Origin of the sequence: Aurantibacter aestuarii (assembly GCF_003008425.1) — a bacterium.
In the GTDB taxonomy this organism is placed as follows: Bacteria; Bacteroidota; Bacteroidia; order Flavobacteriales; family Flavobacteriaceae; genus Aurantibacter; species Aurantibacter aestuarii.
Genome location: NZ_PXOQ01000009.1, coordinates 638,128 through 651,483 on the forward strand (window position 1 = coordinate 638,128; position 13,356 = coordinate 651,483).

Annotated in this window: 9 protein-coding genes; 3 read left to right on the forward strand and 6 right to left on the reverse strand. The window is 31.8% G+C overall.

Annotated features, from left to right (window positions below; genetic code table 11):
• Nucleotides 1–56 precede the first annotated feature (56 nt).
• Nucleotides 57–1,607: an FMN-binding glutamate synthase family protein gene (locus C7H52_RS09565; protein WP_106463678.1), complete on the forward strand. Its 1,551-nt coding sequence runs from the start codon at nt 57–59 to the stop codon at nt 1,605–1,607.
• Between the two features lie 56 nt (nt 1,608–1,663).
• Here C7H52_RS09565 and C7H52_RS09570 read toward each other — a convergent pair whose 3' ends face one another.
• The 3 genes from C7H52_RS09570 to C7H52_RS09580 form a co-directional block, all read right to left on the reverse strand.
• A complete protein-coding gene (locus C7H52_RS09570; RefSeq protein ID WP_317045575.1) occupies nt 1,664–2,887 on the reverse strand; it encodes a glutamate-5-semialdehyde dehydrogenase in 1,224 nt (407 codons plus the stop codon).
• The gene (gene proB, locus C7H52_RS09575; RefSeq protein ID WP_106463680.1) at nt 2,884–3,654 is read right to left on the reverse strand and encodes a glutamate 5-kinase; all 771 of its coding nucleotides are present in this window, start codon (nt 3,652–3,654) and stop codon (nt 2,884–2,886) included. The genes C7H52_RS09570 and proB overlap by 4 nt, the downstream gene beginning before the upstream one ends.
• A gap of 152 nt (nt 3,655–3,806) precedes the next feature.
• On the reverse strand, nt 3,807–5,567 hold the full coding sequence (locus tag C7H52_RS09580) for a hypothetical protein (protein WP_106463681.1): 1,761 nt from the start codon (nt 5,565–5,567) through the stop codon (nt 3,807–3,809).
• 189 nt (nt 5,568–5,756) lie between these two features.
• Between C7H52_RS09580 and C7H52_RS09585 the strand changes: the two genes are divergently transcribed.
• Complete coding sequence (locus tag C7H52_RS09585) at nt 5,757–6,287, forward strand: DUF7935 family protein (protein ID WP_106463682.1); 531 nt, start codon at nt 5,757–5,759, stop codon at nt 6,285–6,287.
• Nucleotides 6,288–6,361: 74 nt separating this feature from the next.
• Here C7H52_RS09585 and C7H52_RS09590 read toward each other — a convergent pair whose 3' ends face one another.
• Entirely contained in the window at nt 6,362–7,288 is a 927-nt protein-coding gene (locus C7H52_RS09590) for a patatin-like phospholipase family protein (RefSeq protein WP_106463683.1), read from the reverse strand.
• Between the two features lies 1 nt (nt 7,289).
• The gene (locus C7H52_RS09595) at nt 7,290–9,269 is read right to left on the reverse strand and encodes a M1 family metallopeptidase (protein WP_245918592.1); all 1,980 of its coding nucleotides are present in this window, start codon (nt 9,267–9,269) and stop codon (nt 7,290–7,292) included.
• A 152-nt stretch (nt 9,270–9,421) separates the two neighbouring features.
• On the opposite strand from C7H52_RS09595, the gene recG reads away from it, so the two are divergent.
• Entirely contained in the window at nt 9,422–11,524 is a 2,103-nt protein-coding gene (recG, locus tag C7H52_RS09600) for an ATP-dependent DNA helicase RecG (RefSeq protein ID WP_106463684.1), read from the forward strand.
• On the opposite strand, the gene C7H52_RS09605 is transcribed toward recG, so the two are convergent.
• Nucleotides 11,521–13,275 carry a tetratricopeptide repeat protein gene (locus C7H52_RS09605; protein WP_181256230.1) on the reverse strand — a complete coding sequence of 585 codons (1,755 nt, stop codon included), beginning with the start codon at nt 13,273–13,275 and terminating at the stop codon, nt 11,521–11,523. The two genes, recG and C7H52_RS09605, sit on opposite strands and share 4 nt — an antisense overlap.
• Nucleotides 13,276–13,356: the final 81 nt, after the last annotated feature.

Sequence of the window (13,356 nt, forward strand, 5' to 3'; positions counted from 1 at the left end):
TAGTTAAAACATTAATATTGAAATTATTATCCTTTTTTTATTAAACGAACAAAAACATGAATATTTCCAGTTTTTTAATATCTATACCATGGTGGGCATGGATTCTAATCATTCTATTTATAATTGCAGTAAGAGATATATTTCAACGAAAACATACTATTAGTCATAATTACCCAGTTGTTGGACATATAAGATATATTTTAGAGAGTATTGGACCTGAGTTAAGACAGTATTTAGTAGCTAACAACAGAGAAGAATTACCTTTTAACCGTATAGAACGTGGCTGGGTTTATGCCTCTTCTAAGGGTGAAAATAATTATGAAGGATTTGGTACCGACAGAGACATTTATTCACACCAGCACTTATTTGTAAATAATGCTATGTTTCCGTATAAAGTGGATGATTTCCATCCCAATAAAGAAGATTATGCTTTTTTACCTTGTGCTAAAGTAATGGGAGAATTTAACAATCGTAAAAGGCCTTATAGACCTAAATCGATTATAAATGTATCTGCTATAAGTTATGGTTCACTCTCAGCAAAAGCTGTAGAATCGTTAAATAAAGGCGTTAAAATTGCAGGTGCTTATCATAATACTGGAGAAGGTGGTTTATCTCCCTATCATAAAAATGGTGGTGATATTGTGTTTCACTTTGGAACTGGATATTTTGGAGTTAGGACAGAAGATGGCAATTTTTCCATGGAAAAAATGAAACAGCTGGTTGCTGAAAATCCTTACATACGTGCTATTGAAATTAAATTATCTCAAGGTGCCAAACCAGGAAAAGGTGGCGTATTACCTGGTGAAAAAATAAGTCAGGAAATTGCAGATATTAGAGGTGTTGAAGTTGGTAAAACCGTATTATCTCCACCAAACCACAAAGCATTTAACACAATTCCTGAAATGGTTGATTTTATAGAAGCCATAGCTAAAGAAACAGGATTACCTGTAGGCATCAAAGCTGCTATTGGTAAACTAGACCAATGGGAAGAATTGGCTATATTAATGAAACAAACTGGTAAAGGTCCAGATTTTATTACAGTTGATGGCGGTGAAGGAGGAACAGGTGCTGCACCACCAAGTTTTGCAGATCATGTAAGTTTACCATGGGTATATGCATTTGGAGACTTATATAGATTATTTAAAAGTTATGAATTAACAGAGCGTATTGTATTTATTGGTAGTGGGAAATTAGGCTTTCCTGCCAAAGCTGCTATGGCTTTTGCTATGGGTGCCGACTGTATAAACGTAGCCAGAGAAGCCATGATGAGTATTGGTTGTATCCAGGCTCAGGTTTGCCATACTAACCGATGTCCAAGTGGTGTTGCTACACAAAACAAATGGTTACAACGTGGAATTGATATTCCTTTAAAATCTGAACGTTTAGCCCAGTATTTTAAAACATTTAGAAAAGAATTTTTAGAAATTACCCATGCTGCAGGTTATGAACATCCGTGCCAATTTACTATGGATGATATCGAAGTAAATGTAGATGACCATAATTTATCTAAAGAATTGAGTGGAACCTACCACTACTCTAAAGTAGAAGTTCCATTTAATGGGATGCAAAGTTTAAAAGACTGCCATCATTTAGGTGGAAAAAATTAATTTATAAAAAAAGCGTAATCTTAAATTGATTACGCTTTTTTTTAATGAATCTGGTTTTAAACTCTAACTTGTCCGTTTCCAAAAACATAATATTTATTGGTCACTAACTGTTCCAAACCTAAAGGACCTCTATGGTGTAATTTGTCTGTACTTATAGCAAGCTCTGCACCTACACCCATAGCACCTCCATCTGTAAAACGTGTTGATGCATTTTGATATACCGCTGCACTGTCTACTTGCTCCATAAACGACAATCCTGTTTCTTTATTATTAGTCATTATGGTTGAAGAATGACCACCAGAATAGGTGTTTATTTTTGAAATGGCTTCTTCTGTTGATTTTACTGTAGCAATACAACATTTTAAGGCTAAAAATTCTTCGTACCAAATCGATTTGTCTTTAATCTCCTCAACTTCATCAAATTTACTAGCAACACTTTTATCTCCCAAAATTGTAACATTTTGAGATTTTAATAGCGTTGTAAGTTCTTGTAATTTATCTTCAAACCCATCAATAGACTCATTAATTAAAATTTTATCTAATGCATTACAAGCCGAAATCTTATCGGTTTTAGCGTTTTTTATTACCTCTAAACTCATAGTCCAATCTGCCTCAGTATCTACATATAAAAAATTATTACCTCTACCGCTTACCAAAACAGCACAAATAGCATGTTCTTTTACAAAAGCAATAAGACGCTCCCCGCCACGAGGCACAATTAAATCTAAAGGCTCTGTAGGCTCTTTTAAAAAAGCTTGTGTTTGTTCCCTATTTAGAGTTAATAGCTTAATATAATCATGCTCCAAATTATGCTCGCTTAAAGCTTTATGCCAGAAACTTACCAATACTTTATTACTATGTATAGCTTCTTTCCCACCTTTTAATAATATTTTACTATTTGCTTTAAAGGCTAAAACAGCAGCTTCTATAGTCACATCTGGTCGAGATTCATAAATAATCATTATTGTTCCAAATGGTGAGGTTTTATTTAAAATTTCCAGACCATTATCTAAATGTTTTTCTGAGATGACTTTACCTACAGGATCTTTCTGAGAAGCAACCTGTCTAACCGCCTCAATCATTCCATCTATTTTTTTATTATCTACTACTAGTCTATCATACATTGCCTGGTCTTCCTTGGTAAATGCATCCAAATCTTTTTGATTGGCTTCTAGCAATTCCTCTCTATGTGTATCCAGTATACGCATCATACTTTGTAATACATTATTTTTTGTTGTGGTATTTAATAACTTCATAATCGTTTTTTCTCTTTTATTTATAATGATACTTTTGTTCCTACGTTTTTACCTTCAATAATGTCTATAATTACATTATCAGTTTTTCCATTCGCTATGTATGTAGGTATATTTTTAGCGGCAGCTTCTTTGGCATAGTTAAGTTTTGATCCCATACCTCCACGACCTTCGGCTTCGCCTTTTTCATTTTTCTGAATGTACTTATTCACGTCCTGGTCTAAATCTACATTTTTAATAAGCTCACTAGAGTCTGAATCGGGATGACCGGTATACAAACCATCTATATCTGTTAAAATGATTAATTTATCGGCATTTAAAAGTTGCGCCACAAGACAAGCCAACTCATCATTATCTGAGAACATAGACATTGTTACTGAAACAGCATCATCTTCATTTGCAATAGGAATAACGCCTTCCGACATTAAGCCTAAATAACAATTAATCATGTTTTGTCTGTGAACACCAGGGTTAAAATCTCGCTTAGTTGGTAATACCTGTGCACATTTTAGCCCATAATCGTGAAAAATATTATAATAAAGACGCATCATACGAGGTTGCCCAATTGCTGAATACACTTGTCTACGAATAGTATCGTCCTCAATATTAGATTTTCCTAATACTTCTTTTCCAGCAATTACGGAACCTGAAGACACGAGCACACATATAATATCTCGCTCATACAGCTCTGCAACCTGTTTTACCAAATTTCTTAATAAAGGTCTTATAATTCTGTTATCTTTATTGGTCATTACGTTTGTACCAACTTTAATAACTACAATTTCCTTATACATATCTGTTTTTAAATGATTAAACCATATGATAAGATTTTTAACCTACTTATGAAATATAAGCCGTTAAACTATTGTTAATACTAAAACAAGTGACATAAATAAAAAAACGACCTATTAGGGTCGTTTTTTTAAATTTTAAAATTTTAATCTCTTTAAAAATCTCGTTTCACATGGACCGAACCTGAGACATTATGTGTGGTATTGGTTGTGGTATCCAATAACGTCCCATTATATGTAAAATCTATATAATCGTTAACATTTGCTCCAAACGCCGATATATTAATTTCAAACGTTTGTATAACGAACTGAGCTACCGAATTTTCATAAAAATTTATACTACTTGTGGCATAATCGTATATTCCTGGACTGTTTGCATTTAAACTAAAATTTATCTCTGTAGTTTGACCATTACCTAATCCAATTATAGAAAACCCATTTGTTCCAGTATCATAACTATCGGCTTGAACATAAATTTCTACAGGATCACTATTTAACTGAAATGTAATAAATTCATCTACCGTATTACAAGAAATAATACTTCCCACGTTTGTTACCGGTGTTGTAAAGGTGTGATTTAAAATTCCAGTAGATTGAAGCGCATCATAATCGACACCTTCTAGTGTAAAACTATTATTGCTGTTACACACGACTGTATTAATATCTATTGACCCATCTGTGATATATTGATACGAAACACTTGACCCATAAACCAATTCTACATAACCATTTGTAATAGGATTATTACTACAGTCATAAAAATCTCCAATTACATTTGTAGCGGTTACCGAACCTGATGGAACAGAAATGGTTGTTGTATTTCCTGTACCTGTAAAAGGACCAATGCTTGAAGTGAAAATGGAATTCCCACAAGTATCTAACACATTAACAGAAATAACTTCATTGCTTGGTACCAAGCCACAAATTTGTCCATTGGCATTAGAGATTCCTTGTCTCGGAAATGTATTTCCTGAGAATGTTAAAGTCACAGTTACGTCAGATAAAGATAGACCAGAAGTTACATCTAAGACTGTCATACATAAATCGGTTGTAGGAAAAAATGCGTCACAATTCCACCACGAAAAATGAGATACATCTCCCACGTAGGTGTTTCCTGTTTTTGTAGCAAAACCTTCTTCAACCCAATACCCTTTTGTTTCATCAAAATGCCATAAAGGAATGGCTGCTGGTGCACTCGCAGAAATAGTCGAATGTATTGGCACTTCAATTTGAGCAACACTTCCGGTAGCTAAGTTTAAATCTTGACCTGAATCTCCTGTTAATTCTACATTCAACATCCCATAAGTTGCCAAAACACCTTCAGAATTATTTGCATTTTCTGCCTGAAGATTCCCTGGCATTTTAGATTCTAAATCTGGATCTCCAGCATCTAAATAATACATAGAGACATTCACATTACCAGTATAGGAATTGCCTGAACTATCACTAAAATTACCGTCAAAAGTCACTTTGGTTCCATTAGGCAAGGTCACCTCACTACTAGCACCTGAAGTAATTGTGACATCTGGTGTTCTAGTAATTAGAGTTATTGCTATTTTATTGATTCCTTCAGTAGGAACTGTGGTTTTTAACGCTTGATAATACCCGTTTTTTAAAACTTTAATATAAGCTTGTTTCGATTTAACGGTTGCATCATCAATAATAAAAACCCCTCGAGAATCCGTCATAACACTTGTGCTACCGATAGATACCTGAGCACCAGAGACGCTATTTCCAGAATCATCTGAGACCTTTCCTAAAAAAGTCCTTTGTATATCCGAACCTTGGTTTACAGGTGTCGCTGTAGAGTTGTCTGTGTTGTTTGTGTTATTTAAAGCAGCATCATCGTCAGACGAGCAGCCTAATGTAAATAACAAGGCGATAAGCAAAAGCTTAAGTGTGTTTAATTTTTTCATAATAATTTGGTTTGTTTTTATTAAGGTAATTCAAAAAAATAAAAACTAATAAATTAATGGTTTAAAGGTAGATTTGATAGGTTAAAAAGGCATAAATCAACTAAATTGGAATTAAATAGCACTAAAATTTAATCCAACCTTCTTGTACATTTTATGAAAAGCATTTAAGTTTACATAAAATTTAAAAGCATGAATTCTACTTTACTAAACCTATTATATTTTACTGTACCAGCGCTAATTACAGGCGTTTTAGCTTATGTGTTATTACAACAGTTTTTTAAAAATGAAAAAAGCCGTAGAGAACATGACAATTTAAGTTTAAAACATCTTGAAACGACTAAAGAAAGTTTACCTGTAAGACTTCAGGCTTATGAGCGTATGAGTTTATACTTAGAACGCATTTCTCCTAATAATTTACTTTTAAGAGTAAGCCCTATTACTGAAGATTCTAAAGGTTATGAAAACTTATTGATACAAAATATTGAGCAGGAGTTTGAACATAATCTTGCACAACAAATCTATCTTACAGACGATTGCTGGAGTGTTATAAACACCTCAAAAAATGGTGTGATTAAAACTATTAGAAAAGCTAATATTAGCGAGAAAGTAACCACAGCAAATCAATTAAGAGAAGCTGTTTTAACCGAAATGGTAGAAAAACCCTCACCTACATTAGTCGCATTGTCTTATATAAGAAATGAGGTTAGTAAATTGTGGTAATGTAGTTGTTGGTTGTTGGTTGTTGGTAAAGATAATTTATCACTTTCAAGTTTTAAACTTGAAAAACTCAAATTTTATCGAATGGTTTCAATATTTGGACTTTGGTCCATAGTTTGTCCTTCACTGTGTTTTGACTCTGCATATTCATAACCTTGTTGCCACCATTGCTCCATTAAATGCTTATTAAAAATTAAAGAATTTTCTGTTAGTTTGGTTGGGGTATAATATAAATTAAGCTTAACATTTCTATATTTAGCTGCTAATTTTCCTATTGCTATATCTCCTTTTTCAACCTGATCCATTAAATGCCCAAAAAGACTAATCATTAAAGAGAATGGATTTTTACCTAATATTTTACTGTAGCTTAAATCTTCACTTTCTAAAATAATAGCATCTACCTCTGTAGCGCCTCTTAAAATGGCTTCTCTAATTGGGATGACACATCCTAATCCTCCATCGGCATACTCGTAGCCATCTTTGATCACTAAAGACATAAATGGAATGTAATTACACGAAATCCAGATCCATTCACAAAACTCTTCATAACTATAATCTTTTATAGATTTGTACTCGGTTCTATTCATTGACAAATTAGTAACGGTAACCACAACATCTTCTTTGGTGGCTCTAATTTTGTCATATTCTTGTTTTGTAAAATTCTTTTTAATGTTTCGTCTTAGTGCTTTACTTTCTCCAAAGGTGCGTTTCTTTTTTATAAACTGTATTAAAGAGTTAAAGTAGTTTATGGTAACATATTCCCTATCGCCCTTTTTCCTAACCTTAAATGGGTTGATACTAAAAATAGATTTTTGATTAACATTGGTATAAATATCATATAACTTACCAATATCATTTACAGCAAGATGAGGTACTAATAAACTTCCTGTAGAAGTCCCCAAATACATATCGTAATCCCGTTTTTCTTGCTCTATTAAATATTGGGCAACGCCACCTGCAAAAGCGCCTTTACTACCGCCTCCTGAAATTACTAATGCTCTCAATTTACTCTTTTTTGTTGGTTTGTGATTCTAATAATTGTTGTGCGAAATTTTTAAATCGCCAGTTATGATGTTTGGTTGCTTCTTTTAAATGACTTAACACTTCATCTGTAATAGCATTTAAATCTCTAAGATACATAAATGCAGCTTGTCTTACGTAAAAAGGATAAATAGGACTCGTATATGCTACTAACTCTCTAAAATAAGCCGATTTATCTTCATTATTATAATCTACCGTATTAAGTGCTAAAATTAACCAAAGTAAACGTACGTTTTTGGTATTATCACCAATAACCGCTTTGGTTTGGTCTAAGTATTTAAAACGGTCTTCCGGGAAATTCACCCACAATTTATATAGTGCAGCTTCTTTAGTTAAGTAGGACGCATCGTTTAATAAAGTTTCAAATTCCAACTTTAAATGTTCTGGGATTTTTTGTAATGTAAACGCTATAGCTTGTCTTGTTTTTAATGAATTTGAAAAAGTTTCTTCAAAAACTAATTCTGGTTGCTGATTAATAATTCGAGTTTTGGCTATATCAGAAATTGGCGCGCGTAACCAATCTTTACACTTGCCATTTTTAACTTCACAATCTGTTTTTTGAAACTCTTGATAAAAATTACTTTTATTCAAACTCTCCTCCATAGCTTCAAATTGAAGTGTTTGATCTTCCAACCATGATTTTACAAATTCATCTAAATTTTTATTTGAAGCTCGCTCCACTTCAGCTATAAAATTTTTAGTCTCAACATTTTTAAACTTATAAGTATTTAAATAGGTTTTTACTGCGGTCCTAAAGGCTACATCTCCAACCTTTTCTCTAAGCATATGCAAAGCCCAAGCTCCTTTTTTATAAAAAGTTACACTACTGGAATTAGGATTGAGTAATGCAGTGCTTTGTCCTACAAGATCCTGCTCAAGTAATTCTTGCGAATACTTATACAACTGATCATAATAATAATCTTCTCCAAAAATCTCTTTTTCGGCTAACAACGCATAATAGGTCGCAAATCCTTCTTGCAACCAATGGTGCGTACCAGAAGTTTCGGTTACTAAATCTCCAAACCATTGATGCGCCAGTTCGTGTGCATTAACATTGACATAATTATTATCATTAAACTCTATATCGTCCACCACAAAAGCATCAGAAAAAATAGTGCAACTGGTGTTTTCCATCCCTGAATACAAAAAATCTTTTACGGGAACCTGTTTATAATTCTGCCAAGGATAAGCCACACCTATCTCTTTTTCTAAACCATCAAATAATTGTTTAGAGTATCTGTAAGTAGATTCTGTTTTTAGTGAATCTTCAGAATAATAATAAAACTGAAGCGGGATTCCACTTTTTGAGCTTTCTGCAAACGAGCCATACTTTCCAATAGCCAAAGCCACCAAATAACTGGACATAGGTTGATTCATTTTATAATGCCATGATGTTGTAGATCCATTGGTTTCTTTAGTAGATAATTTACCATTTGCAATAACTTCAAAATCCTTATTAAAGTCTATTTTTAAATCGAACACTATTTTATCATTCATATCATCTATACTTGGCAACCAATTGCTTGTATATTTTCCTTGACCTTGGGTCCATAGTTGCGGATGATATTCTGCATGTGTTTCATCTTTATTCCAGTCTATAAAATATAGCGCTTTTGTAGGATGAGCTTTGTAATTAATGATTAACGTATACGTCTTACCTACTTTAAAATTAGTTTTGTAGATGATTTGCTGGTTGTTATACTCGAAATCAACTTTTTTATTTTCATTATACACCTGAGTAATTTCCATTTTTTTAGCATCGATAAAAACAGAATCTGTTGGTTGTAACACTTCAAAAGAAATTGTTGCAACACCTTCTACTAAAGCTTTTTTGGGCTGAAAAGACAACTCTGCTGAAATTGTTTTAAAGTCCACAACTTTAGTTTGTTGAGAAAAAACCGCAGATGCGATTAAGAAAGTACATAGTGTAAAATACATTTTCATAATTAGAACCAATCAACTTACAAGCCAAAATACATTTTTAAGATACATCAAGTCAAGATTAATTAAAGTTTTAATAAAGTAAGATTGTCAATTAGGAAAAAATCACTTTAAAAAGCCTTTATTAATTAGTTGAAAACATTTAAATTCGTCTTATGAGTATAAATCTTCAAACTCCTATAGATTACTTAAAAGGCGTAGGTTCCAGCAGGGCGACCTTACTTAAAAAGGAACTGGGAATTGCTACGTTTCAGGATTTACTCAATTTATTTCCTAACCGTTATCTCGATCGGACCAAATATTTTAAAATAAATGAATTGGTTAATTCCAATGCCGAAATCCAAGTTATAGGACGCATTATAAAATTTCAAGATGTAGGTACTGGAAGAGCAAAACGTCTGGTTGCTACATTTACAGACCAGACAGGTAGTATGGAACTGGTTTGGTTTAGAGGTGCCAAATGGATAAAAGAAAGCTTAAAATTAAATACCGATTATGTGGTGTTTGGAAAAACAAATGTGTTTGCAAATAAGCACAGTATGCCACATCCAGAAATTGAATTATTAAGCGAACATGAAAACGGATTACGAAGTGCTATGCAAGCCATTTATCCGTCCACAGAAAAATTATCAAATCGCGGTATTTCCAATCGAGTTATTACTAAAATAATGCAGCAATTATTTTTAGAAACGAAAGGAAAATTTAGCGAAACTTTACCCGAAAATTTACGTTCAGATTTAAAATTAATTACAAAATCTGAAGCCCTTTTTAACATTCATTTTCCTAAAAATTCCGAGCTACTTTCTAAGGCTCAATTCCGATTAAAATTTGAAGAATTATTTTATATTCAGCTGCAATTAATTCTTAAGAATTTAATTCATAAATCTAAAATAAAAGGCTTTCCTTTTACTGAAATTGGCACTTATTTTAATACCTTTTTTACCCAACATTTACCTTTCGAATTAACAGGTGCGCAGAAGCGCGTTTTAAAAGAAATTAGAAACGACTTAGGAAGCAATGCTCAAATGAACAGATTGCTTCAAGGTGACGTGGGATCCGGTAAAACCATTGTGGCCTTAATGACCATGTTAATGGCTTTAGATAACGGTTTTCAAGCCTGTTTAATGGCGCCTACTGAAATTTTGTCAGTACAACATTACAATGGATTATTGGAACTATGTAAGCCACTCAATATCAGAATAGAACTACTTACAGGCTCAAGTAAAACTTCAAAACGAAAAACCATTCATGAGGCTTTAGAAAGCGGAGATTTACAAATTTTAATTGGTACTCATGCTTTACTTGAAGATAAGGTTAAATTTAAAAATTTAGGTCTTGCTATTATAGATGAGCAGCATCGTTTTGGTGTAGAACAACGTAGTAAATTGTGGAAAAAAAATACTAATCCGCCACATGTTTTAGTCATGACTGCAACGCCAATTCCGCGTACTTTAGCCATGTCTGTTTACGGCGATTTAGACATCTCTATGATAGACGAATTACCAGCCGGAAGACAACCTATAAAAACGGTTCATCGTTTTGACAATAACCGCTTAAAAGTCTTTAATTTTATTCGTCAAGAAATCAAAAAAGGGCGACAAGTTTATGTGGTTTATCCGCTTATTCAAGAAAGCGAATCTATGGACTATAAAGACCTTATGGATGGCTACGAAAGTATTGCTCGAGATTTCCCAATGCCGGAGTTTCAAATCTCAATTGTGCACGGTAAAATGAAACCTGCCGATAAGGAATTTGAGATGCAACGTTTTGTTAAAGGAGAGACCCAAATTATGGTTGCAACTACCGTAATAGAAGTTGGTGTAAATGTGCCCAATGCCAGTGTTATGATTATTGAAAGTGCGGAACGTTTTGGCTTATCTCAACTTCACCAATTAAGGGGTCGTGTGGGTCGAGGTAGCGAACAAAGTTATTGTATTTTAATGACGAGCCATAAATTAAGTGAAGACAGTAAAACCAGACTACAAACTATGGTTAGAACCAATGATGGTTTTGAAATTGCTGAAGTGGATTTAAACCTGCGTGGACCTGGCGACATTATGGGAAAACAACAAAGCGGGATTTTAAATTTACGAATTGCAGATATGGTTAAAGACAAAGATTTGTTGGAATTAGCTCGTTTTCATGCCAAGAAAATTTTAAATAATGACCCTAGTTTAGCCTTAGAAAGTAATAAAGTTATATTAAATACCTATAAACAAATGGGTAAGTATAAAAACATCTGGAATTATATTAGTTAGATTTTTTGTAAAAACTGATTTAATTTTTGTCCTTTTTTTAAATTTAATTTAGACCTAATAGAAGCTCTGTAATTATTTACTGTTTGAGTGTTAATACTTAGAAGAGTCGCAATTTGTTTGGACTTGTAGTTTAATCTTAAGTAAGATATAATTTGAATCTCTTTTTCGTTTAGTATAGGGTATTTTGATTTTAAGTTATATAAAAAATCACCAATTGTATTATCTACTTCTTTATTTAATTTTATTTTTTCAGTATTTACAGCTAAAGCTTCGTTAACCATAAAACTTAATTCTTTAAAGTCGCCATTAGATTTATAAGTTGATTTTAAAGATGATAATCTTTTTTTTAGTACTTCTAAAAGCTTGCTTTGTTCTATAATTTGAATTGAAAAATCTGTCATTTGATTATTTGCAAAAGAAATTTTATTATTTAAATTAATTTCTTTTAATCGCGAGATTTCTTTTTGATATTCGGTATTCTTTTTATTTATAGCTTTAAGCCTTAATTGCCTGTAAATAAAAAATATAAGTCCTAAAATTAGAAAAATGTATAAATAGTTTCTAAACTTATTTTTTGAATCTTTAAGGTTTAATAATTCTATTTCTTTATTTTTTAAACTTAACCGTTGCTTATAATCATTTAAATTATTTCTTATTTCAATTTGTTTTAATTCATCAGCATTTTTTTGGACATCTATTTTCTCTTTCAAAACAGAATATTTTTTAAAATATTGAAGTGCTTGGGTAGGATTACCAGTAACTTCATATAGATTAGATATTTTTAAATAATTCTCAGAGTTTAAAACGTCTTTATTCATTAAAACACCCAATTCTAAAGCCTCATTATAGTATTTAATAGCCTCAACATATTTAGATTCCGCACTTAAAATGTCCGCTTTAAGTGTTAAGCCAGAACTCAATAAGTCATCATTTTTTAATAGTATACTTTGCCTTATTACATTTTCGTTAATTTGACTAGCTTCATTATATTTTTTTAAAAAATATAAATTTTCAGCTCGCAGTAACAGGTTTTTAGTGTTTAAAAATTTATTATTTGAGTTTATTTTAAATTTATCAGCTTCATTCAAAACCTCTAAAGCTTTTTCATAATTACCTAGCTCTGTATAATAAATACTAGAATTATTTAAAATCATTAAAGTTGCTAAATCATTATTTGTCTTCTTACTAAGGTCAAGACTTTTATTGTAATAAGTAATGGCATTATTAAAATCTTTATTAAACGCGTAGTTTACAGCAAAAAGGTTGTAAATTTTAACTAAAGCATCATAATTATTATATTTTAAAGCTTCAGTTTCTGCCTTTATATTGTATTTTAAAGAATTATTTATATCGTTATATGTGTAATAAATCGAGCCTAAAAGAACATAAAACTCTGACTTATCTTTGATGTTCTCGTTTTCAAGCTCAAACATTAAAGTTAATGCCTCTTCAAGCCTATTTAGTTTATAAAGATTTTTAACTTTTAATAAGCTTAAAACAAATACTCTTGAATCGTAATTTTTTTGATTAAATAATTTAATTAGCTTAACAATTTTCTTAAAAGATTCCTCATAATTACTATTTAGATAAAGTAGCTCTGCCTTATGATACTCTAATTCTAATTTTAATGAATCTGACAGGTTGTATTTCCCATTTTCTATTCTTGAAATAGCACTTTCCTTATGTAAATTAGAGTTTGATTTATTCAAACTCTCAAACAACTGAATAATATTTTCATCATTTTGAGCCATTAAGCACAAATTCAAACCAAAAAAAAATAAAAGACTAATTCTCAAACACATAAAAAAATATACAGTTGTAAAAAGTATAAA